Origin of the sequence: Leptolyngbya sp. Cla-17 (assembly GCF_016807185.1) — a bacterium.
In the GTDB taxonomy this organism is placed as follows: Bacteria; Cyanobacteriota; Cyanobacteriia; order Leptolyngbyales; family Leptolyngbyaceae; genus ULC077BIN1.
In genome coordinates, this window is sequence record NZ_JAEVYN010000002.1 from 1,437,060 (window position 1) to 1,461,167 (window position 24,108).

General features: G+C 46.8%; 21 protein-coding genes. 8 read left to right on the forward strand and 13 right to left on the reverse strand.

Annotated features, from left to right (window positions below; genetic code table 11):
• The first annotated feature begins 69 nt into the window (after positions 1-69).
• Both JOY44_RS17780 and JOY44_RS17785 read left to right on the forward strand, forming a co-directional pair.
• Positions 70-444 carry a rhodanese-like domain-containing protein gene (locus tag JOY44_RS17780; protein WP_171574929.1) on the forward strand — a complete coding sequence of 125 codons (375 nt, stop codon included), beginning with the start codon at positions 70-72 and terminating at the stop codon, positions 442-444.
• A 29-nt stretch (positions 445-473) separates the two neighbouring features.
• Positions 474-1,205 (forward strand): TIGR04283 family arsenosugar biosynthesis glycosyltransferase, encoded by a 732-nt coding sequence (locus tag JOY44_RS17785; RefSeq protein WP_171574930.1) that lies wholly within the window; start codon positions 474-476, stop codon positions 1,203-1,205.
• On the opposite strand, the gene JOY44_RS17790 is transcribed toward JOY44_RS17785, so the two are convergent.
• On the reverse strand, positions 1,187-1,882 hold the full coding sequence (locus JOY44_RS17790; RefSeq protein ID WP_171574931.1) for a DUF547 domain-containing protein: 696 nt from the start codon (positions 1,880-1,882) through the stop codon (positions 1,187-1,189). The two genes, JOY44_RS17785 and JOY44_RS17790, sit on opposite strands and share 19 nt — an antisense overlap.
• Before the next feature lie 319 nt (positions 1,883-2,201).
• Between JOY44_RS17790 and JOY44_RS17795 the strand changes: the two genes are divergently transcribed.
• From JOY44_RS17795 to JOY44_RS17810, 4 genes are all read left to right on the forward strand, one after another.
• Positions 2,202-4,517, forward strand: a complete 2,316-nt coding sequence (locus JOY44_RS17795; protein ID WP_171574932.1) for an NACHT domain-containing protein — start codon at positions 2,202-2,204, stop codon at positions 4,515-4,517.
• Between the two features lie 130 nt (positions 4,518-4,647).
• Positions 4,648-5,280 (forward strand): sterol desaturase family protein, encoded by a 633-nt coding sequence (locus tag JOY44_RS17800; protein ID WP_197985544.1) that lies wholly within the window; start codon positions 4,648-4,650, stop codon positions 5,278-5,280.
• A 631-nt stretch (positions 5,281-5,911) separates the two neighbouring features.
• Positions 5,912-6,139, forward strand: coding sequence for a DUF3134 family protein (locus tag JOY44_RS17805; RefSeq protein ID WP_171574934.1), 228 nt, complete (start codon positions 5,912-5,914; stop codon positions 6,137-6,139).
• 719 nt (positions 6,140-6,858) lie between these two features.
• Positions 6,859-7,062: an NblA/ycf18 family protein gene (locus tag JOY44_RS17810; RefSeq protein WP_171574935.1), complete on the forward strand. Its 204-nt coding sequence runs from the start codon at positions 6,859-6,861 to the stop codon at positions 7,060-7,062.
• A 66-nt stretch (positions 7,063-7,128) separates the two neighbouring features.
• Here the strand turns inward: JOY44_RS17810 and JOY44_RS17815 are convergent, their stop codons facing one another.
• From JOY44_RS17815 to JOY44_RS17840, 6 genes are all read right to left on the reverse strand, one after another.
• Entirely contained in the window at positions 7,129-8,706 is a 1,578-nt protein-coding gene (locus JOY44_RS17815) for a B12-binding domain-containing radical SAM protein (protein ID WP_171574936.1), read from the reverse strand.
• A 357-nt stretch (positions 8,707-9,063) separates the two neighbouring features.
• Positions 9,064-9,465, reverse strand: a complete 402-nt coding sequence (locus JOY44_RS17820) for a fasciclin domain-containing protein (RefSeq protein WP_171574937.1) — start codon at positions 9,463-9,465, stop codon at positions 9,064-9,066.
• Positions 9,466-9,855: 390 nt separating this feature from the next.
• Positions 9,856-11,061, reverse strand: a complete 1,206-nt coding sequence (locus JOY44_RS17825) for a glutathione S-transferase family protein (RefSeq protein ID WP_171574938.1) — start codon at positions 11,059-11,061, stop codon at positions 9,856-9,858.
• Between the two features lie 62 nt (positions 11,062-11,123).
• Complete coding sequence (locus JOY44_RS17830; RefSeq protein ID WP_171574939.1) at positions 11,124-12,776, reverse strand: ABC1 kinase family protein; 1,653 nt, start codon at positions 12,774-12,776, stop codon at positions 11,124-11,126.
• A gap of 86 nt (positions 12,777-12,862) precedes the next feature.
• Positions 12,863-13,702 (reverse strand): tetratricopeptide repeat protein, encoded by an 840-nt coding sequence (locus JOY44_RS17835; RefSeq protein ID WP_171574940.1) that lies wholly within the window; start codon positions 13,700-13,702, stop codon positions 12,863-12,865.
• 84 nt (positions 13,703-13,786) lie between these two features.
• Entirely contained in the window at positions 13,787-14,089 is a 303-nt protein-coding gene (locus tag JOY44_RS17840; RefSeq protein ID WP_171574941.1) for a DUF3593 domain-containing protein, read from the reverse strand.
• A gap of 205 nt (positions 14,090-14,294) precedes the next feature.
• On the opposite strand from JOY44_RS17840, the gene JOY44_RS17845 reads away from it, so the two are divergent.
• A complete protein-coding gene (locus JOY44_RS17845) occupies positions 14,295-14,858 on the forward strand; it encodes a Uma2 family endonuclease (protein ID WP_171574942.1) in 564 nt (187 codons plus the stop codon).
• 14 nt (positions 14,859-14,872) lie between these two features.
• Positions 14,873-15,535 (forward strand): ligase-associated DNA damage response endonuclease PdeM, encoded by a 663-nt coding sequence (gene pdeM / locus JOY44_RS17850; protein WP_171574943.1) that lies wholly within the window; start codon positions 14,873-14,875, stop codon positions 15,533-15,535.
• A gap of 19 nt (positions 15,536-15,554) precedes the next feature.
• On the opposite strand, the gene JOY44_RS17855 is transcribed toward pdeM, so the two are convergent.
• From JOY44_RS17855 to JOY44_RS17880, 6 genes are all read right to left on the reverse strand, one after another.
• Entirely contained in the window at positions 15,555-16,097 is a 543-nt protein-coding gene (locus tag JOY44_RS17855; protein ID WP_171574944.1) for a hypothetical protein, read from the reverse strand.
• 11 nt (positions 16,098-16,108) lie between these two features.
• Positions 16,109-17,686 (reverse strand): DEAD/DEAH box helicase, encoded by a 1,578-nt coding sequence (locus tag JOY44_RS17860; RefSeq protein ID WP_171574945.1) that lies wholly within the window; start codon positions 17,684-17,686, stop codon positions 16,109-16,111.
• Positions 17,687-17,696: 10 nt separating this feature from the next.
• On the reverse strand, positions 17,697-18,467 hold the full coding sequence (locus JOY44_RS17865; RefSeq protein ID WP_171574946.1) for a Uma2 family endonuclease: 771 nt from the start codon (positions 18,465-18,467) through the stop codon (positions 17,697-17,699).
• 73 nt (positions 18,468-18,540) lie between these two features.
• Positions 18,541-21,042, reverse strand: a complete 2,502-nt coding sequence (locus tag JOY44_RS17870; RefSeq protein WP_171574947.1) for a hypothetical protein — start codon at positions 21,040-21,042, stop codon at positions 18,541-18,543.
• Between the two features lie 226 nt (positions 21,043-21,268).
• Positions 21,269-22,801, reverse strand: coding sequence for a hypothetical protein (locus JOY44_RS17875; RefSeq protein WP_171574948.1), 1,533 nt, complete (start codon positions 22,799-22,801; stop codon positions 21,269-21,271).
• 59 nt (positions 22,802-22,860) lie between these two features.
• A complete protein-coding gene (locus JOY44_RS17880) occupies positions 22,861-24,072 on the reverse strand; it encodes an LL-diaminopimelate aminotransferase (protein ID WP_171574949.1) in 1,212 nt (403 codons plus the stop codon).
• Between the last annotated feature and the right edge of the window lie 36 nt (positions 24,073-24,108).

Here is a 24,108-nt window from a genome sequence, read left to right on the forward strand (position 1 = left end):
TTACTCAAAAGATTCATCCGCCTCAAATTCCCGCTCGTTCCCCGACTGACGACGCTAGAATTTGCTCAGATGGGGGATTCAGAGGAATTTCATCCACTGGTTTTAGACGCAAGAAGTGAGGAGGAGTATGCCGTCAGCCATCTGATCGGCGCAAGACGAATTGATATCAACTCTGTCCCTATAGAACAGGTGCTTAAAGCGTCGAGGAATCAAGCGATCGTTATCTACTGCTCCATTGGCTATCGAAGTGCAAAAGTGGTTCAACAGCTTCAACACGCTGGTTTCAATCAAGTTTTCAACCTGGAGGGCGGTCTATTTCAATGGGCAAATGAAGATCGCCCATTGGTTCATGCGGGGCAACCGACCCAACGGGTTCACCCTTACAATGCTGTGTGGGGAGTGCTAATAGAAAGGCGACATACTGAACCGGGACGCGTGGAGTGACGGCTCAGCTACACCAATAGTTGGAAACCATGTTTCAGGTCTCGATCATCATTCCCACCCTAAATGAGGCAAGCAGCCTCAGGCGAACATTAGGGCAACTTACAATTCTCGATCCACCACCCGCCGAGGTGCTGGTTGTTGATGGAGGCAGCCAGGATGAAACTGTTGCAATCGCCCATTTGGCTGGGGTGAAAGTGTTGGCTTGCGATCGCAGGGGACGCTCGATTCAAATGAATCATGGCGCAACCTTGGCGAAGGGGAACGTTCTTTGCTTTTTACATGCGGATACTCAGGTTCCCGATGATCTAATCGCCATAATTCAGCGAACCTTAGCCGATCAAACGGTTGCCTGTGGTGGCTTCATTTCTTTGATGACGGGACCCGAAACAACCCGCTGGGGAATCTCACTGCACAACTACCTAAAAACTTACTACGCACCGCTACTGTTCAGACCGCACCGATTCTTTGGAGGATTACGCCTCCTATTTGGCGATCAGGTGATGTTTTGTCGTCGATTTGACTTTTGGGATTGCGGTGGATTCAATGAGGCGCTGCCAATTTTGGAGGATGGCGATTTATGCTTACGGTTGGCAAAAAAAGGGCGCATCCGCCAAGTCAACCGGATTGTGCAAAGCTCAGATCGACGAGTTGCCCATTGGGGAGCCTGGAAAGCCACTGCCATCTATTTGTATGTTGGCTGTTTATGGGGAGTTGGGGTTTCTGCTGATTATTTGAAGCAGTTTTATGAGGATGTTCGCTGATTTAGGCTCCAATCATAATGGAGATAGGCGATTGGGGTTGAAGCAGTCAAAGGCAAGTCTTGGCGATAGGCGCAAATATAGTCTGGAATTGAGCTTGCCAGTTGCAGAAAATCTTGGCGATACCATTTCAAGATCTTGCTGCAATAAAGCGTTCCAGTTTGGGCATCATACCGAACTTTGTCGGGGTTGTTGATAAAACGGTGAGCATCGTTGTCTAGCTGGTGTTCCACTAGAGCCGAGGTGTAGGCTTCGTTGCGGAGCAGCGGACAGCCAATAGAAGCACACACGATCGCGAAATGAATACGTGCATCGTGACAGCGATCGCGCAGCATATCGTTCTCAATTTGATTGAGGCTGTAGGTTTTATTTGAAAATCGATAAACCCGACGCTGGAAAAATCGCAGGAAAGCAATCCAGTTGGGAAGTCCTAGCACCACAGGTCGAATTGAAGCGATCGGATAGCGTTTTAAAATCGTGGAAATTGTGAACGCATTGTATAGATTCATCCAAAGCGCTAGCTGATCAGCAGGCAGAGTCGGGTTCAGATCTACCGATTCCAAACTTGCTAGCCAATTTGTCAGCGCTTGAGGTTGCTGACTCCAAGCAAGATAGTCTACTCGCCCCTGCTGATCCACATATTGGTGCAGCAAACTATCCCACACAGCAAAATCAATCATGGGTCCTGCTTCCATCTAAATATCAATCGGCTATAGATCAACAAAGCACCAGCAAGAGGAGTTGGCGTAATGTATCATTTCCCAAAATTAAGGCATTACGGTTTGCACTAAACCCATCCTGAAGACGATATTTTACTTTTACGCAAGTCCCTTAAGGTCAAAACGTTTGATTTAAGCCCAATGATAGTTGGAGCAGCTCCTGAGATTTTGTATGATTTCGGCAAGATGGTGAACATTAATACACTTCAAAAGAACCCATAAGCATGTTTTTTATATATACAAGTTTGAATTTGTAAGTTTTATGTGAGATTTTGATTTTATGGTTAAGCGATCGCTCCAAGCTTCTTCCTTGGGGATTCAACAGGCTAAACGAGCTTTTTCGCTTACAGGGTGGACTCAAGAAAATCTAGCAGGAGAAGTCAACTTAAAAACCCGACAACCGATCTGGCGATTTTTCACTGGACAACCTGTTGAGCGCCAAACATTTTTATCTGTTTGTTTGATCCTCGATTTAGATTGGCGAAAGATTGCAGATAATCCGCCAGCAGAATTTCCTGAATTGGGTGCGACAACTGAGACTACACCTCTGAATATTGACGTTCTGGTGCAACAGGTGCGATCGCAGCATAGAGATACCATTCAAAATCAGTGCAGCATTTTGCAGCTATTAGATATCAACCGTCCAGTTAGCATTGATGATATTTATGTAGATGTCAATATCTTAGAGAAGATTGCTAGTCAACAGCAGTTTGAGATTGTTGATCTACAAAACTTGAAAACCGCTAAATTTGACCGCATTGGCTTGGGGGAGGTTGAGCAGACTCAGATACCGGGAATGCAGGCAGTTGAAACTTACTCAAAACTTCGAGTTTTGGGTAAACCGGGGGTTGGCAAAACCACCTTTTTGCAATACCTGGCGATTCAGTGCAATTTAGGCAAATTCGCCGCAAACCAAGTACCGATTTTTATCTTGCTCAGAAACTTTGCAGAAGAGTCTAGACAGCGCGGTGAATTTAGCCTATTTAACTATATAGAACAAGTATTTCTTGCCTCTGGAATTTCTAACCCGTCTGCGCTTGAAACCTTGCTGCAAGCAGGTCAGGTGTTGCTGTTGCTAGATGGCATGGATGAATTGCTGAAGCAAGACAGCACAGCAGTTCTAAAAGAAATTCGCAAATTTTCAGATAAGTATCATCGAAATCAATTTGTGGCATCCTGTCGCACCGCTGCCCATAAGCTGCAACTGCGCGGCTTCACCGATGTAGAAATTGCCCCCTTTACTCACGCTCAAATCACTACTTTCGCCCAAAAGTGGTTTATGGCATTTACCAAAACAACGGTTCAAGCCGGGAAAAATCAGGCTGCTCAGTTTATTCAGAAATTGGATTTGCCAGAAAATTGGCAGTTTCGGCAACTTGTGGGTACGCCCCTGTTTTTGCATATCGCCTGCTGGGTGTTTCAGGGTCACGAGAAATTTCCGACCAAGCGGAGTGAGTTTTATAAGCAAGGGCTGGATTTGCTGCTGGGTAAATGGGATGAAGCGAGAGGCATTGAACGCGATGAGGTTTATCGAGGGTTTCTATTGCCACAGAAGCTGAGGCTGTTGAGCCAGCTTGCAGCCGTTACCTTTGAACAAGGGCAGTATTTTTTTGAGCAACGCACGATTGAACACTACATTGGCGACTATTTGCGAGAGTTGCCCGGTGCGAGTTTAGAACCAGAGGAACTTCAACTTGAAAGCGAAGCAATGTTGAGAGCGATCGAAGCGCAGCATGGGTTACTCACCGAACGAGCACGTGGCGTTTTTTCGTTTTCCTATTTGGCGTTTCAAGAATACCTTACCGCTCGAAAAATTGTTGCCAGCCATAATCTGGGCGCATTAGAGCAAGCGCTGGGCGGGTTGGTGACTCACATTACCGATCCACACTGGCGCGAAGTTTTTTTGTTAACGTCTGCGATGTTGCGAAGTGCAGATTCACTGGTGCAGTTAATGAAGCAACAAATTGACGCATTCGTTGCTCAAGACCCGTATTTGCAAGAATTTTTGAGGTGGGGCAGTCAAAAATCTCAACAGATCCCGAAGGAAACCAAAGTGGCGACCAAGCGGGCATTTTATTTTGCTCTTGCTAAAAATCCGCATGTGGCGGCTGACTTCACGTTAGCCTGTACCCTTGATCAGGGAATGTTTTTAGATGAGGCGCTAGAGAACTTGTTGCTAGAGTGCGCAAACAATAGTCAGGATTTTGCCCATACTAATGCCTGTAGTGAGGCGCTTAACAATATTTTGGTAATGGTTCTGGATGTTGGATTATATAAGTCCCTTCAACAATCGAGAGACCAGTTGCCGTCTGCTAGCCAGAATCGAGAACGGCTGCCGGACTGGTGGCAAAAACACTATTCTGCTTGGATCAAGCAATTAAGAGACACGATCACTAATTACCGTAACATTAACCATTCCTGGCAATTTAGTCCCGATCAACAGCAAGTGCTACAACGCTACTACGATGCGAATCAACTTCTGATAGATTGCTTGAATAGTAACTGCGAAGTCACACCGGCAATTCGACAGGAAATTGAAGCTACACTGCTGCTTCCTCAAAGGGAACTAGAAGATCGGGAATGGCAAGGAGATTAAATTGATAGACCACTCGTTTGGTTTTTATGGCATCGCTTTTTTTGGAATTATTCTATTGCGGTACTTTTTTGTAGCGGGAGGAATGTATTGGTGCTTTTACTCACCATCCATTCACTTTTTTGTGAACCATGTGAATTCTGGAAAACGGCATCCGGATCCCTCCTGGCGATCGATTCAAGCGGATATTCAACTTTCTGTCTTCTCGGCGGGGGTGTTTGCACTGGCGGCAGCGTGTGTCATGTCAGCATACGGTTGGGGAATGACCCGTTTGTATAGCCACGCTCAACAGTATGGTTTGTGGTATTTAGGCGCTAGCTATGGCGCTGTGTTGGTTCTTCAAGATGCCTATTTTTATTTCACCCATCGATTGTTTCACCATCCCTTACTCTTTGCCTGGCTACATCAGGGGCATCATCGATCGCGTCATCCAACTCCATGGACATCGTTTGCTTTTGATCCGTTAGAGGCGATCGTTCAGTCGCTCTTTCTGGTCGGCATTGTGTTCGTCGTGCCGCTGCACTTCATCACCTTGATTGCGGTATTGACCACCATGACGGTTTGGGCAGTGTTAAATCATCTAGGAATAGATCGCTTGCCCCTGTGGTTTCCGCATCATTGGCTAGGCCGATGGTTCATTGGTCCGGCTCATCACTCCATTCATCACCTTAAATACACCGTGCATTATGGGCTGTATTTTACGTTTTGGGATAATCTCTTTGGCACTCAAGACCCTAACTACGAAAAGAAGTTTGATGAACGCTAGTTCAGTTGAAATGCCTTTATTTCAACCATTGGAACTCATACGGCATAAGGGTTTTGGCAATTGATAGATTGCTTTGACCCTACGGCTATTGCTCAAACAAACTATGATGGGTTTATAGGTTTGTAAGAAGGCACCCATAATCTACACTAAGACACCGGGAAAAGTTCTCAACCTTAAAGAGAAGCATTGAAGCACAGACAATGCGCAGACAAGTGAAAATTTGCCGGAGTTAAGCTGCCATTTGTTGTGGTAACGTTTCATCGACTAACGCCTCTTTAATAGGCATGTGTAAGACATAAAAGTCTCATTAATAGCTACAGATTGAGCCTCATATGTTTGTTCTGGACTGCTTTTTACTCTGATAGCAGTAGTGGTATGTCTTTTTAGGTTAACAGCTACATTGCTTGCTGCTAGTCGAGTATCAATGCTTATAGTTAGATTTCACCACATTGTTCCACTGAATTTAGCGTAAAAACTTCGACTTATGCGATCGCAACACTCTTAAGAATCAATAATTCAACTTGTTGTCATTGGTGTAACTGCATCTTCTCTACTACGACAGCCACAGCTTATCGCCGCTGAAAAATTCAACAAATTCAAACGTTTTTATTCCACCAAGGCAACGATTATTATGATTACATTCAATAATCCCTCTCTCAGTGAAGAACCCCGCAACCAAGCCATGAGAGTGGCTCCTAAAATCGCACAGGAGACTCTTCTCGGTTGGCTAGAAAGTTCTGGTAGGTTAAAGCCTTCTGAGATTGGTGATTTTCAGGAACATAAGATCTCAGGAGATTTAGATGAATTTCTAGAGCCAGAAATTCATGACATAGAAGATGAAGAAGAGAGCGAAGAGTAATTTTTTCTCCACATAATGCTTTTTGAAAACCCTCTTAATGTGCGATCGCTAGTCATTTTAATCACGTTTTTCTGCATGTAATGCTTCTCGAATCAACTAAAATGTGGGAAGGTTTGGGTATTAACCTTAATAAGAAGAGCAAACCAAGGTTGCTGACCTAAACAGCAGACTAGATTGAAGAAATTTAGAGTGGAGACCTAATATGTCAAAAGAAAAGAAGACCAATAAAGAATCTAAAAAACCGAAAGCCGAATCTGATGGATCAAAGAAGCAAAAGAAAGATCCCAAGAGACATGACGGACCCACAATCTAACTATGTAAAGGCCCAAAGCTTTTACGACTGATGTTCAATATGGATTCTTTATAGGGCGAGCGATCGTTTTATTAATTGAAATTCCCACTTCTCACTCAAGCTGAGCAGGTGGGAATTTTTTATTGATTAAACGACAACCACTTTGCCATACGCACGAGAACCCCTTTTGGTAAGGTTTCACTACAAACAAAAGTGCTCGCGCTTGTAATCTTTGAAATTGTCAATTATGTAAATAATTCGTTATAGTAGTTAACATAACGAAACAAAAAAGCTTGTTCCTCCTTGATGACAGACGTAGGTCTATGAGGTCAAGGTAATCAGCTATTGGGTTCAAAGCAAGATTTCAAGACAGCTAGCCTATAGCAGGCTCACATTTTCTCCACTTATTTCGGTAAAAGAGGCATTTATGAACCAGGCAATCGAACTTACCCTTGAACAGGAATTTAGCCTCAGACGCTTTGCAGACCAAGTACAGTCAATGTCTCGTGAGCAAGCTCAAGAGTTCTTGGTTGAACAGTATCGGCTGATGATGGTTCAAGAAAAAATGTATCAAGAACTCCTGAAGCACGAGTGGCAGTTAGACATAGCTTCTCTCCAAGCTGGTACGTAGGTCTTACTTCCATAGTTGACCCAATCCTTGCAGTCACAAATTGTCGATCAACGTTGTCCAGAAGCACTAGTGTATCAACACTGATTCTGGCTCAGACACCCTAGAGTGTTCGAGTGGGTCATAACCAATCTGTTGAGTAATTCGCTCTCTGGCTAATGCACGATATTCCCAAAAGTGTTCGCCAGCAGCGCATAGACCCAGGTACATATTAAGAACCTGCGGCTTGTGTAAGAGGATGATCCAGAGTTGATGCCAGAATTGTCCTCGAATTTCAGGTCGCCGAATCCCTTGATGCCAAATGATTTGGGTAATTAACCGTAGCCCCTTACTCAGCGGAAATTGCATCGTTTGTTCTTTACTCTTCAAGCGAATCTTAAGGCATTGCTGCAAACAGCGTCTGAGATAATTCTGAGGCTCGTACAACGTCCAAAAACCTTCGACGTACTCTTCGGCGATTTCGGAAATGGGTCGAGTTGGCACAAAATTCATCAGCATGTTTAGATCGCCCGTCGCATGGTTGGTGCCCTCAATCAATCGCTGTTCTCTTTGCAAGCGATCCCAGAGGGCTGTGTTGGGGAGAGCTTGAAGGATACCCAACATAGGTTGAGGAATACTGGTTTGTTCAATGAAGGCTTGAATGCGATCGCCTGCTCCTGATCGCTCTCCATCAAAACCGAGGATAAACCCGGCGTAGATCAGTAGCCCTGCTTCATTGATTTTGAGGCAAGCTTCTATAAGAGGATTGCGAGTATTTTGCACCTTGCGGGTGACTTGTAAGCTATCCTGGTCAGGAGTTTCGATGCCGAGAAAGACTGCATAGAAACCTGCTTCACCCATCAGTTGCAGCATCTCATCGTCTTCTGCCAGATTAACGGATGCTTCAGTAATAAAAGTGAATGGATGGTTATGCTGTTCCATCCAGGGAACCAGTTCCCTGAGAAAGCGCTTCACATTCCGCTGATTGCCAATAAAGTTATCATCCACGATGAAAAGTGAGCCGCGCCAACCTAAATCATAGAGAGTTTGTAGCTCTGCTAAGGCTTGATCTGGCTCCTTGGTGCGAGGTTTGCGACCATAAAGAGAAATGATGTCGCAAAATTCGCAGTTAAAAGGACATCCGCGCGAAAACTGAATTGCCATCATCAAGTAAGCATCCTGCTTTAGCAAGTCAAAGCGTGGCATTGGGCTTTGGGTGACATCTGGCTTGTCAATGGAGCGGAAAATTCCCTGAGTTTCACCTTGACGGAGCGCTTCCAGAAACTTGGGAACTGTCATCTCACCTTCATCTAAAATCAAGAAATGTGCTCCAGCGTCTAAGGCATCTTGAGGAACAGAAGTAGGATAAGGACCCCCTACTGCAACTGATTTACCCAATCTGACAGCTTTCCGAATCAGCGCCTGGAAATCCGGTTTATGCACAATCATGGCTGAGATAATCACTAAATCGCACCATGCCCAATCGGCTTCTGTTTCACAGGTGACATTGCGATCGCGAAATCGAATCTCCCAATCTTGGGGCAAAAGCGCAGCAACTGTAATAATTCCTAGGGGTGGAATCACTGCTTTCAGTCCAGCAATCTCCATGAAGCGATCGTATGACCAGAAGGACTGCGGAAATTTAGGATAGAGTAACAATGCTTTCATAACTCCCTCGGTAACTATTTAAGTTAACTTTTAGGTGCGGGACAGCGTCGTACGTTCAAGCCGATTGAAATCTAAATGCTCCCCGCGTTTTCTACAATTTCAATCAAACAAGCATCAATTTTTGGCATAGCCATTAGTATATTTCCAATCCTATAAAGCGAAGTAAAACGTAGGAAAAGTACAGATAAGCACGCAAAAACATGTACAGATTACATTACTTCAATCCATATATATCTAAAGCATGATGCCAAAAAATACAGCATCATGCTCTAGACAACTAACAAATAAACGTTGCCTTGTTTTTGAGTTTTACAAGGAGATTCTCAAGAATAGCAACTGCTATTCTTGAGAATGAATTTATGCGGGCATTAGCACGGTATCGATGATGTGAATAACACCATTGTCAGCCGCTACATCAGCAGTTGTAACTGTAGAATCGTTGATCTTAACGCCATTGGAAGCATCGATCTTGACCTCTGAACCTTCAACGGTCTTAGCTGATTTCAGGTTTGTGACATCAGCTGCCATTACCTTGCCTGATACGACATGGTAGGTCAGAATCTTCTTAAGTTGAGGGATGTCTTTGAGTAGTCCATCTACTGTGCCTGCTGGCAATTTGGCAAACGCCTCATCCGTTGGTGCGAAGACTGTAAATGGTCCTGTACCTTTGAGGGTTTCGACTAAGCCAGCAGCCTTGACGGCAGCAACCAAAGTGCTAAAAGATCCAGCACTAACAGCAGTATCAACAATATCAGCCATGTATTTCACCTAGTGTGTGTCATCTGTTAACAGTGTCATCTATTAATAATGATTGTTAACTTTCATAAGTATAACAGCTTGATGTGTAACATCATGTTTGAGTTGATGTTTGACTCAGTATTAGTTGTGTATTTTCCCGAAATTAATGAATTGATTGAAATAACTTAGTAATCGCAAACACACTATCTTAAATTTTTTTCCATCTACACCAAATCAACTGTTTATTTAACGCGATCGCCCAAAATATTTAATGCTCAATATTCAGTGAATAGTTTAGTCAATTTTCAGCATAAGGGTACTTGCAAATAATTGCTTAGTCATGTTTTAAAAGCCGACTAATCAGATGCTAAGGCGATTGATAGATCTGTGTAAGCATCACTAAATTCAGTTCTAACGTCTAGCAAAGTTCGCCGGATCTTGATCACGTCGATGGTTTGTGGGCAGGGGGATGCCTTGGCGATCGCCCACTAAGGCCGCCGTTTTTTCTAGAGATTCTCTGAGATGTTTGGCAGCATAGATCGACATGTCACGAGGAACGTTGATGCGATCGCGCAAGTACCGCAGGGCGGTATCTGATCCGGATGGAGGCGTGCAAGTTTCTCCAGTCATCATTAATGTCAGGGCACACCGCAGCGCTTGATCAAACAAGCGGTCATCAGCAGGGTTGACCCGAATAATATTAGTGCGGTGTTTAATCACGCGATGGAGCGCCTCAACACGAGAAGTTTCAGGTTCTGGATAGGTTACATCAGGCAAACCAAACCAAGGACCATTATCCACTCGTTGCTTGTTGATCTGCATCTGAGGTTCGCCGTTTTCAAAGCAGCCACCCATTTGAGGCGGGAGATCATGCACATGAGTATGGAAGTCGCTTTGAGTGCCACGATAGGTGGGTCGGCTTTCCATCGCGTCAAACCAGGCAGACAGGCGTGGATTTTCTTCTCGTAAAGAGTAGCCCTTGTAGTAATAAAGACTGGCATTCATCCGTTCGACATAGGGAGTGAAGATCACATCAACCGTGCCGAAATCATCTAGGAAATAAACGCCGGGAGTGCGACTTAGGGCTGCCTCAACCTTGGCCACGATCGCTGTAAATTGAGCGCGGTTGTCCTGTTCTTGCCGGGATGAACCCGCTGGATAACAGAGCCAAGCGCACCAGGCTCGGAATAACAAACGCTCTAACTGTCTGAGCAACATCACTTTTGAGTCTGTCATGCCTAAACCGAGCGGACCAAAAACCTGTTCCAAGGCGATCAAAATGTCATCGCTTTCGGTAATGATGCGATCGTCTAGCGCAATAGCAGGTAGCATTCCTGATGGCACTTTGCGCTTGTACCAACTTTCTTTTTGCCCGTAGCAAAACATCGTTACTTTTTCGATGCGGTACGGGATTTGTTTCTCTTCTAACCACAACCAAATTTTCTGGCAGTAGGGGCACCAGGCATGATTATCGCGATACAGCGTCACGCGGACATCAGATTCGGGATGACCAAATAAGCGTAACTCAGCCTGAGCGTTAGTTGCGCCATTGATGGGATCAACCTGGAAAGTGGACAGGGCCTCCAGTTCAATCCAGCTTAAAGGAGTAGTGGTCATAAGAAGAGAGTAAGAATTCAAAGGTTGATGTCCTTCTTTTATCGTAAAGAAACTTGCCTTAGTTACCGAAGTCGTCCCGATCGCAAGATGCTGACGATAAGCCAAAAGCCAAGGAAACTAGCAGAGAAAAATAAAGTGCTGCTAATCCAAAAGAGCCGTCCGGTATTATCGTTTGCTAGGATGAGCGCTGCGCCCATGATCATTGAGCCAACGACGATGCTGAAAGAGAGGCGGTTGGCGGAATCATCAATGCTGCGGCGGAGTAAATCTAGGTCTCGCAGATCAACTTTCCACTGTAGGGTTTCGGAGGTAACGCGATCGAGCAGCATTTCAATCTGGCGAGGAGATTGCAAGCCCAAGCTTTTTAAGTCCAAAGCCGTTCGCAATAAAGCCTGCATCGGCGCCTCTCCGACAATCTGGCGCTGAAACAAGTCAGTCATTAGAGGTTTAATTTGCTCAGTCAGGTTAAACTCTGGATCTAACGTGCGGGCAACTCCTTCCAAATTTGCCAGAGTCTTTGCATAAAGCCCCATGTTACCGGGGACGCGCAGATTGTTAGAACGGGCGCGCTGGAGAATTTCATAAAACAGTTTACTGAAATTAACCTGGTTTAGATTGAGGTTATAGTAACGACGCAGCAGGCGATCGTAGTCTGCTTCTAGCCGTGCCATGTTGACGGGTTCGATCGGTTCTGTCAACTGGAGAGTGAGTTGGGCACAGCGCTGGGCATCCAGGTTGACGATCGCTAGCATCATTTCGGTAAGGGCTTGCTGCGTGCGTGGATCAAGCCGTCCCACCATGCCGCTGTCTAATAAAGCCAACCGTCCATCGTTGAGATAAAACAGGTTACCAGGATGAGGATCGGCATGAAAGAAGCCATCGATGTAAATCTGCTGGAAAAAGGCACGAATCAACAGGCTAACGATCGCCTGTTCCTCCGCTTTGCGATCGCCATCATATCCAATACCTTGAAAATCTCCATTCAGCAGTGGCACTCCATCCAGCCATTCCATCACCAGCAGTTTATCCGTGGTTAAATCCCAATAGATTTCGGGCACCACCAGGCGATTGGAGTCAAACCAACGACTGCCTACAAAGTTGCGCCGGAGTTGATCGGTACACTCTGCCTCCTGGGAAAAGTTGAGTTCACCCCGGAGCGCGGTAGCAAATTCCTTAGCCAATGCTTTTAGGTCGTAGTATTGCCCAACCTTAGTGAGGGAAGCGAGTTCTGCCAAACTACGAAGCAGCGTAATATCTTGTTCGATGGTGATATCAATGCCGGGGCGCTGCACCTTGAGAGCCACTTCACGCCCGTCTGCCAAGGTTGCGCGATGGGTTTGGGCGATCGAGCCAGCCGCAACTGCGTCAGGATTTATTTTTGCAAATACCGTGTCCAAAGGTTCTTGCACTTCTTGACGCAGCAATATTTCTATCTCTTGCCACGCGACCGGAGGCACATCTGCTTGCAGGGCTGTGAGTTCTTGAATATATTCGGGGGGGAGCAGATCTGGGCGGGTACTCAGCAATTGCCCTAGTTTGACGAATACCGGACCGAGTTCCGTCAAAATATTTCGCAAAACAGCAGGGGGCGGAAGCTGCGGTTCTTCGGCTTTGGTGCCAGATAACAGCCGACGCATGTAGCCCCAGCCATTGCGGAGGACAACTTCAGCAATATCTCGTTGGCGAGAACTGGTTTTGGCGAGACGTAGAAACATGAGAAGCGCTAGGGTTTAGGAGTTATGAGCTTGAACCAGCAACCCCTCAACAGTAACAAGGATTAATGATTGTTGGATACTTGCTTTCAATACAATACCGACATCAGTTTCTTGCGGTACTCTTTTGTTAAAAGGTGGTCATCGCCCAGCAGATCAAATACTGTCAGCATGGCTCTGCGGACACCGTCGTCACGGTAGGTTCGACTCGTGAGATCGCTCTGGGAATCGCGGCTGAGCATTTCTAATAAAGTATCGAGAGCGGCTTGATATTCATCAACTAACACCTGATTCGCCGCAGTTTGAAATAGGCGATCGCGATCATCTGAGGTTTCAGGTTCCGTGGCAATCTGCTTAAAAAAGATTAGGGCTTTGAGCAGCTTGATCTGAGGTGCATAATCTGTTTCATGTTCAATCACAGTTAAAAGAGCCTGTGCCCTTTCGATTTGGTTTGTTTCAATATAAAAGTTGATAGCTTCTAAGATCACTCCACGATTGTTAGAATGTTGTTCCAACAAAGTATTTAGCAATGATTCAGCAGTGCTAAGTTGATTGATTGCGGCTGCATCATACACTTTTTGCATGGATGCATCTAGAGTCGGAGGTGGGTTTAGCTGCGCTATTAGCTGTCGCAGTTCAGATTCAGGTAACGCGCCAACAAAGCCCTGATTCACCTTGCCATCCGCCACGATTCGGACATCCGGTATGCCCTGTACGCCGTAGGTTTGCGCCAGATCAGGATTTTCATCAATATCTACTTTTGCCAGCACAAAATCATACTCTTGCACCAACTTTTCCAGCATAGGCTTGATTATTTGGCAAGGACCGCACCACGGGGCGAAAAAATCAACAATTACAATCTGCTCGTTGGATTTCTCCAGCACTTCAGTTGCAAAGTTTTCGCTAGTCACCACAATTGAAGAACCCATAGTGATCAACTCTCATACAAACGTGTTTTGAATTTGGATTTTTTTAAAGCTGGTAGCGATCGCTCCTAGAAATAATGGGGTGAATTATTCATTTTTTGGAACGGCGCGATGATCGGCGATCGCCTGCCGAAAACCCAATACCACCAAAATATTGGACAAGGTGAGAAAAGACTCTGCGCCACCATGCAGCCAGTCTACATTTGCTAGTTCTTTACCATAGGTGACTTTGGCGTAAATGCCAGCCGGAATAGTGACCGCGACGAACACCAAAAGCATGTAAAACCCGATCAGCGCCAAGCGTGGAGTCTGTTTTGAGCGGGTGAGAAACCACAAAAAACCTAGATAGGGAAACAACGATAGGGCAAACAAGGTTTCTTTAGATGGCATGAGCGATTCGTAGAACGTTAGCGAAGTTCTCCACAGAAATCTCTATGGAATTGCGCTGTGAACATGCATTGATTATATAAGGCTAATGGTATAGGGCTAAACTCACTCAATTCAATCAGGTGGAATTAAGGCAGCAATCCAATCGATCAGAAGGGAAAGCTTTATGATGAAAGTGTTGCATTGTGCAGTCTCTAGCCGTGAGTAGATGAGCCCCGCACTACCTAAAACGCTAACCATCGAAGAATTTCTAAAGCTGCCAAATCTTGAGGAATCCCCTGCATGGGAGTTTGTCAACGGGCAACCTCTGCGAAAGCCTGTGCCCAAAGCTCGACATTCGATTTTGCAACAATGCCTCCTTAGCGCCATTGACGACAGCACCAATGATTACAGTGTTTTACCAGAATTTCGCTGTACGTTTGGCGATCGCTCAGTTGTTCCCGATGTTGCGGTGATTGCTTGGAGTCAACTGCAATTCAACAGTCGTGGTGAACCTAAAGACGAATTTTTAGAAGCTCCTCGTTGGTCCATCGAAATTCTATCTCCTGCTCAAAAAGCCGCTCACGTAATTGACAACTTGCTGCATTGCTTGCAGTATGGTTGTCAGCTTGGCTGGATGATTGATCTTGAGGATTACTCAATTTGGGTATTTGAACCCCGAAAAGTACCAAAAATCTATCGTGGCGATCGCACGCTGCCCGTTCTAGCAAGAATTCATTTAACAATGACCGTAACCCAAATATTTGAGTGGTTACAGACACAAAGATGCTAATTTAGAAGGCTTTCATGGGTTCTGAGATGGAAGCGATCGAACTATCGGGTGTAAAGCTAAAGTTGCTGTCAGAAAAGGCGATCTATTTAAATGATGCCAACAGTTTGCTAGTATCCGATGTTCATTTAGGCAAATCGGAAACGTTTCAAGCCGCAGGAATTCCCGTTTCTAACCAAGTAAATCAGGCGACACTCCAGCGCCTCCAAACACTATGCCAAATGTTTCACCCCCAAAGGCTGTTTATATTGGGCGATCTATTTCATTCCAAATTTGCTTTAGTCGATGAAGTTTTGGATGGCTGGTTTCAGTTTTTAACAGCTACTCAAGTAGATGTTACGTTAATTCTGGGCAACCACGATCGCGCCCTTGTCTCAACTCTTAATCAACTTTCGATTGAATGCATCACAACATCCATTCAGGTTGAAAATGTAGTGCTTAGCCATGAACCCAGTCCTCAACCTGGCTGCCTCAACATCTGTGGTCATGTGCATCCTTGTATCCGAATGAAAAGCAAACTTGATAATTTACGACTGCCTTGCTTTTATTTAGACCATGCTCAAAATATGCTGATCTTGCCCTCTTTTGGCGAGTTTACAGGTAGCCATGAAATGCCGCTAACGCGACACTCCACGGCATATATCGTTGTTAGCGATCGCATCATTGCCATTAACGGCTAACCCTAAAGAAAATTCAGGTCTATTGACGATAGGGTCTGCCATAGATGGGATATTGACCACCATAAGAATTGGGTGCAGAGTAGATTGTTTGGCTGGGGTAAGTTTGCCAAGAGCGAGATCGTCGGGGCACAGATATTCCCCCAAAATTTAAGTTTAAGCGAATAGAGTTTGAGCGATTAGATGAGGGATAGCCGTAGATGGAGGCTGCTGGATACAGAGGCACCGATTGTCTATAGGGATTAGTGACAAAGCCGCGGCGGTTTGGGTAGGAAGAACTTCGATAAATAACGATTGAGGAACTGGCCGGAGCCACATAAATTGCGGGTGCTTGAGGCGAATACCGATGTTGATATTGAGATGGATAGTGAGGCGAATACGGAGATTGATATTGATATTGAGGTGAATACTGAGATTGAGATTGAGATGGATAGTGAGGCGAATACTGGGATTGATATTGAGATTGAGAGATGGTTTCACCGTAACTGTTGTAGAAAGTCTGCCCTAGGGCGGGGGTGCAAGTCAGTAAGGCGATCGCAATTCCGCCAATCATCCAGCTTTTCATCTGCAAACTCCTTAGATCTGATTATTTTTTGATTTTTTTGTAGTAGATTTCTTTGCCCCTGGTTCTGACTGCTGATTGCTGTTTGGTAGATCATTCCATTCACCCTCTGCTTCTGCCGCCTGCAACTCAGCCCTTATTGGCGCAGCATAAGGTGTAGGCACTAACTCTAACTGTCGCTGAGCCATTTGGGGGTAGACTTCCGTTTTAGCAGATTGGGCAGAGGTTTGCCCATGACGACGACGAGAAACGTTTTCCTCACTGGTGTCTTCTGCCACCACTTCATATAGCAGCGCTAGTTTGTTAGGATTGTTTCCCTTTCGCAATACTCGCCCTAACCGCTGAATATGTTCCCGTATGGAGCCTGTGCCCGATAACACGATCGCGATACTAGCATCGGGCACATCGACCCCTTCATTCAACACGCGTGAGGCTACTAAGCAGCGGTAGTCGCCCTGTTTGAACCGAGTCAAAATTTCATGGCGCTCCTTAACGCCTGTTTGATGAGTAATGGCAGGAATTAGAAATTCCTGAGAAATTCGATAAACTGTGGCGTTGTCGTCGGTGAAAATCAGTGTGCGTTCAGGATAATGAGTGGCGAGCAGATCGGCTAGCACGCGCAGTTTCCCTTCAGTGCCAAAGGCGATCGCCCTGGCTTCGCGGTGCGCCAGCATCGCTTTTCGCCCTGGTTTAGACCGGGCGCTTGCCTGCACAAATCGCTGCCATCCCTGGGTACTGCTTAAGTAAATATCGGCTTCTTGCAAAAAGGCATTGCGCGTTTGTATCAGACGATCGTACTGTTCCCGCTCTTGCCGCGACAGGTGCACCTTAATTTGAACCGCTTTGTGTTTTGCGAGGGCGGTGCCTGAAAGTTCTTCGGCAGTACGGCGATAGAGTTCTGCACCAATCAGAATCTCTAAATCGGCGTGTTTGCCATCGGTGCGCTCTGGAGTGGCGGTTAAGCCAAGACGGTAGGGCGCGATCGCATATTCAGCAATCACGCGGTTAAAATCGCTAGGCAAATGATGGCACTCATCAAATATCAGTAGCGCATACTGGTTGCCCAACGTTTCGGCGTTAATCGCGGCACTATCGTAGGTAGCAACCAAAACGGGGGTGCGATCGCGCGATCCGCCGCCCAGTAGCCCAATGTTGGCATCGGGAAAGGCTGCAATCAGGTGAGCATACCACTGGTGCATTAAATCCAACGTTGGCACCAAAATCAGGGTGCTGCGCTGCGTTGACTGCATTGCCAGTTGCGCCAGGTAGGTTTTTCCGGCGGCTGTGGGCAGCACAACCACACCCATTCGACCCGCCTGCTTCCATGCTTCTAGGGCTTCCTGCTGATGCCGATAGGGTTCCATTTCCAGGCTAGGCACCAGTTCAATTTCTTGAAAGCCCTTGGCTTTATCGATGACATCAATATCTGCTGCGCGTAGCCCTAAAACTAAGCTGCGATACTGGCTTGCCGGAACTCGAAAGCGCTCAATGCGATCATCCCAAGTTGCGTAGTCCAACCATTCTTTTCCGCTTGGCGGCGGATGCAAAATCAGGGTGCCGCGATCGTAGGATAGCGTCGGTTTCCGCGCCATTGAGTATCCTCTACAAATCAGGATTGATGCCCAGAGATCGCAGTTGTGCTGCCAACTGCGCTGCCCTCGCTTCTGCTGCTTCGGCGCGTTGGCGTTCTGTCTCTGCACGTTGGCTTTCCGTATTGGCGCGTTGACGTTCTTGGTTCGCCAGTTCTGCGCCGGTGGGAATCACAGCTCCTGTTGCATCATGCCAGCGTAGCCAGTGATCTCCCTTTCCCTCGAAGACTCCATCCCACAGCATTAACCCCAGCTGAATTTCTTCAAACCAGTGCTCAGATAATTCTTGATAGCGATTTGCCCGATTTTCAAATAGATACAAGTCGGTGCTGCCCAGTTGACGTAAGGGATCAAACACAGCATAGTATCCAACTCCCATGCGGGCGTAATCTCGCAATTTGCGACCCAATTCGTTTCCTTCCCGATTGGAAACAATTTCGATCACTATGTCGGGCGGCTTGCCAAATTCCCAAATTAGATAAGAGCGGTTTTTCTTTTGTGTCCAATCCTGCGGCACTTCTACATCTAGGCTGACAAAAACATCTGGCACCAGAGGCGACTGTTTGATTGCATAAAACACACCCACGTTTGCAGCGGCTAAAAAAATGCGATCACCCAACAGGTTTTCGTTGCTATACAGTGGCTCAGTGAGTAAACGCTGCTGTTTCTCGGAAATTAAATTATCCACAGGTGCATTATCCTCAATCACCAAAGCGTCAATATCTGGTGAGAGACCAAATTCATCTGCTGAGAGATCAACTTCCGTTGTTAAGCCTTGGGACATAGATACTGGTTCCCGCTACTCTAAGGCTATAGTAGCGGGTTTGAAAGCATTTAGCACGGGAATTCTTGACAGTTTAGAAGTTAAAGTCTTCGAGGGGCAGTTCTAAAAAGTCGGGGGGAATCACTTCGCAGTCGAAGCTAGTCTTTTGGCTTTCTCGTTGGGTTTGCACTTCTACCGCGATCGCTTCTAGTCGAATTGCCAGCGTGCCGAAGGGAACAGTGAGTTGAGTTACAGCTTCCAGTTCGTCGTGTCCATTGGGAAAGAAATCTACCATCCAGCGGGGACCATCCAACAGCGATCGCGTTTGGCAATCATTCACCCACAGCTTGATGTAGATCTTGGGCAACAGGTTCGGCAGTTTCAGCCGCACATTCATCGGTCTACCTGCCACGATTTCGTCAGTCAAAATCTCAATGATTGGAACTGGAATCGCTTCGTCTTCTGGCATCATCAGTGGGTTGGCACAAGGCAACTCCAAAGCTTCTCCTCGCTTGGCACGGGAGAGCGATCGCCGCATCCACTCTTGCCACATCGGATCATCATCCACGACGACTTCATGAGTGACCCAATCTTCTGCTGGGGTTTGAGTCAAGGTTTCTTCAGCCGTCACTGAATTGCTTTCAGTAGTAGTTTCTGGTGGAAAAATTTCCTTTAAAGCGACTAACAATTCTTCATCGGCTGCCAACACCGAAAGACGCTCTAAAAAGCGGTCTTGTAATCGCAAGGCTTGAAACGCAGACTTGATTGGCGACGGTTTCTCTACAACGGTTGGGGTATCTGCTGCTTTGGCTGCATCAATAGATAATTGCTCTATTAAAGCCATAACCTCAGAATCAACATCGCTATCTTGCTCTTTTTCGGTCAATTCACTAACAGCGATTCCGGGCGAGAGCGTTTCACGAATCGCTTCTGTAACTGCTGCTTCACTTTCATGTCCAGCCTCTGCACTCTTGACCTGCTCATTCAGTTCTTCAACAATTGTTTCCTGGGCGATCGCCTCCTGAACAGCTGTAGCGCTGGTGGTCGTTCGAGTGGTCACGATAAACTCAGGCAGATCAAGCTTGCGCTTTATGCCAGTGGAGTCGGTTTGAGGTTCACTCAATTGAGGCGGAAGTCCCAATCCCTGAGATCTTGCAGTTTGGGATAACGCTGAGATCTCTTGCGTTGAAGCTCGGTCTTGCCCCGCAACCAAATTTGTCGCTGTCAGGTCTAAGAATGAGAGGTCCAGAACCGGCTTGGTTTTGGAGCGGTGTAGCCGCTCACTAAATTCAACCGCCAAATCAGACAAATCACTGTCGTCTGGCTCTTGGTCTAGCGCCGTTCTCACCCGCTGAAATTCTGCCATCAGTTCTTCGGGATTCATGGTAACAGTGACGGTTGCGCTTTGGAGGGCAATCGGTTCAGCCTGTTCGGAGGCGGATCCCCACAGTTCTATTTCCCCAATCAAAAGATGAGTGGTCAAGTGGGCAGGCAACTCTACTGTGAAGCTGAAGGCGTGAGGCAACTGCTCATTTGTAAGAGACTGGAGATTGCTAAAAATAACTTCTGAATCTTGGGGATTGCGGAAAGAAATCCGCAGTTCTTGAGCGATCCATTGCGTTGAGGCTGCGATCGCCCCATCTAAAATCGCCCCATCTAAGTCAGTCTCTCCATCATTTTGTGCCTGGTCCAGGCTATTGTCTGTCCTGAGTGCAATCTTGGGGATTTGCCACCGATCCTGTAGCATCAAACGACCTGCTACAGTTACACTCTGCCCGACGCTGGCTTGAAATGCTTCCTGCTCCAAAATAATCTGCACGGCTCTAGCATCCACCTGCCCTAAGGTCGTTGGCGGCTGCGGCTCTAAATCTTGTTCAATAGCTAACTCAGGCATAGGCTCATTGGCACCTAACCTTAATTCAGCTTGACTGGCACTTGGGACAGTGCCAAACTCTCGAAACACTTCTTCAATCAGTTGATGAGAGAGCTGCTCTGTCATCGCAACTAAGCGATCCATAGACAGTCCCAATGCCTGAGCAATTTCCACATTTAAAGCTACGATTTCTGGCGTAGTTGGAGCTTCCGCAACTTCTAATAAAGCGCTTTCCTCAACATTGTTCGGCTCAATTTCGTTGTTTTCCATCCCGCTCGATCGCGTTTCTGGGGATGAAGTGGATTCAATTTCCACATCTACATCATTTGACTCGTCGCCATCCCAATCCCAATCTTCACCTTGGTCAAGGACAGGAGCAAACACCTGTAAACGAATGGAGTGATGCAGTGTGTCACCCATCAAATGGGACATTGGGTCAGGGGAAAAACAAGAAAAATCCCAAATGCCAGGACTAAGGTAGGTGTAGGGAACCACAACCATCAGCCCATTCGCGTTGGTTTGACTAAAGCGTTTTTGAAGTCGGCGCTTAGGGGGATCTTCTGCGATCGCTAAATGGCAGATGCGAATATGCACTTCTGTATTCGCCTGGGCAAATCGTGCAACGATGCGATATCGCCCTTCTAAAATTTCAACATCGGGGGAATCCAGCGGCAGCCAGGAGCGATCGCCATCTTTTTGTACGAGAAACTTCCACTCTTCCATATCTACCTTTAGGGAATGCTCCGCTGGATTAACAACTCAAAAAACTACATCTAGCGTTCTACAAATGAAAAATACCGCCTTTGAACGCTTAGCATACTAGATGTAGTTGAAGAGTGGATATTTTTTACAAAAATTTATAAATATCGCATTTTAGCCTGACCAGTGTATGCCGGCGATCCATATTCGGCGAACATCAAAATATTTCGTTACATCAATGAAGGTAGCTCTACGGGTTGCGGCGCAGGGAATAGAGCGAGTAATTTTCGACGCGAACAATCGCGTTCTGGAACTGAGCAATTTCTGTCAAACTCCAGTTGGGAATCTTTGGAACCGGATTAAGAGGTTTGTTTAATATCAGCAAGCTGTTGTCGCCCCCAGGCACTTTGGTGATGACTTCAACCAATTGCTGCGAGGTTGGTCGCAATGCCCGCTGGTCGGAACTAATGTAGGTGCCCAGGCGATCGCGTTCTGGATAAAAAATGGGTTGATCTAAATGGCCTGAAACCGATTGCGTGAACACATCGATTGCTCCGGCAACTAATCGAGGTTCTCCTGGCTGGCTGCGAATAAACTGGGCAACGGCTCTTGCTGCCGAAAAAGGATTCACCAAATCCAGGGTATAGGCATAAACGCCAGCCACAACTTGAACTACCAATACAACGCTTAAAAATTGAGCCTGGTAGCGATCGAAAAAACCTGGCAACCGAAACTTAGAGCGCGCTGGTATTGGCTCTGCGGGATACTCGTTTGAGAGCCACAAACACACAATAAATAGAATGAAAATTATCCCCAAATGCCGCACCAACCCTGTCCATAAAATATGAAACAGCAGCACTTCTGCCAGATTAAATAGGTATAGAAACAGGATTAGCGGTCGGTGACGAAATAGGGCAATGGAGAAGCCAAGTGGAATCCAACTGAGAAGCGCGGCAGTGCCATCATCCAAAATATTGCTGTTCCAAAAGCGCAATGACAATCCGGGTATGGGAAAGTAAGCGCGCCACAGGTTGGCGATCGCGGAGGCAACCTGCTTCAGCGTCAGTCCATTGCTCAAAAGTCCCAAGGAACCACCACCTCTATCCGGTGGAATATTCTGAATAACGGACAGTAATAGTCCTGCCATTACAATCAATGCACTGGCAGTGAGTTCTCCTTTTCGCTGAAAGGCTCGCTTTATCAGGATTTTATCGCGCCAAAGCTCCAGCAGCAGCATGGCAACCAGAGCGATCGCGGTCATGCGGCTGTAGAAGTTGACGTTTACCATTACCGCTAAAACGCCACCGAGCGGTAAATAGCTCTGTCGCCGACTGGGAAACAAGACGCAAAATAAAAAGATGACCAGCACCCCCAGCCCGTAGTTACGGCTAATGACGCTGTACTCATACAAGAAAAAGTAGCCAAAAGATAGCAGCACTTTTTGCAGGCGAGTGAAGGGGGCAAACCTGACCAGCAAAAATATAGAAGCTGTAGCGATCGCAATGTGAAACACCTGCATTGCTAGAGGTTCACGTGTGAAGCGGCTAATCCCATAGAGCAAAATACCCCACAGCCAGGGATGCATATACTCAAATCGCAGCGTTCGGATTAGGTCGCCTAGAGAGTGATTATCCCGCGCCATCATCCAAAACATCAGTTCGTCGCTCCACATTTCGTGGTTCAATACGCCCACCAACGCCACAAGGAAAAAGATGAATGAGAAAGCGATCGCGAAACTATTGTTACGTTCCTGAACTGAGACGGTTGTGCGGTTTCGATCCATGCTGTCTATCCATCACTCCACTGCTACTGAAAAGCAAGCACTCCCAAATGAATTAAGCTTCAGGATTCGCCCAAAAACTGCTGAATGCGGGCGATCGCGGTTTCTAACACCACTGGCTCATGCACTAGCGCCAAGCGCACATAGCCTTCGCCTGATTTGCCAAAGCCTGCACCGGGCGAAACGGCGACCCCGGTTGCTTCTACGAGTTGGGTCGAAAAACCGATAGAGTTCTGCGTCCAAGGATCGGGAAGTTTTGCCCAGATATACATCGTGGCGGTAGGGATGGGCACGTTCCAGCCGATGCGATGCAGGGCAGCAACGGCCGCATCTCGGCGCTGACGAAAGGTTTCGACGACCGTTTGAATAGAGTCTTGGGAGCCAGTTAGGGCCGCGATCGCCCCGTTCAAAATGCCGCGATATTGGTTAAAGTCAATTGCCGCTTTCACTTGACGCAACGCCCGAATTAACTCTGCATTGCCGATCGCATAGCCCACCCGAAAGCCGCCCATGTTGTAGGACTTAGACATGGTGAAAAATTCAATAGAGACGGTTTTATTTGGGTCAGCTTGCAGGATGGAGGGTGCGGTGGCAACAAACCGATCCTCCCTTTGTCCCCCTTGACCGAGGGAGGAATCAAACACTAAATCGACGTAGGGAAAGTCGTGGACGAGAACGAGATGATGGTGCTGGCAAAAGGCGACGGCTTTTTGAAAAAATTCTAAGGGCGCGATCGCAGTGGTAGGGTTGTGGGGGTAGCTCAACACCATCATTTTTGCTTGCACCAGCACCGTCGCCGGGATATCTTCTAGTACAGGTAAAAAGTGATTGTCTGCCAGCAGCGGCATTGGATAGATTTGTCCACTGGCGAGGTAAACACCGCCTGCATGAGAGGGATAGCCCGGATCTTGTAAGAGCGCAAAGTCTCCCGGATTGAGAATAGCGAGTGGCAGATGGGCAGTGCCTTCTTGAGAGCCAATCAGCGGCAGTACTTCGGTTTCGGGATCAACGGGGATGCCAAACTTTTGGGTATACCACTGGGCAGCAGCTTGGCGAAACGCTTGAGTTCCAGAAAATAGAAGATAGCCGTGAGTGCTGGAGTCGGGTAGAGAATCGGCGATCGCCCGTAGCACAGGTTCCGGGGTGGGCAAATCCGATGAGCCAAGCGATAAATCGATTAGTTCCCGTCCCAGGCTCCGCGCTTTTGCTTTTGCCTGATCCATATCAGCAAATACGTTCGATTGAAGGGGCGCTAATCGCTGGGCAAACTGCATGATTGGGGTTGCGTCAAGATTCTGGACGAGTCGGAT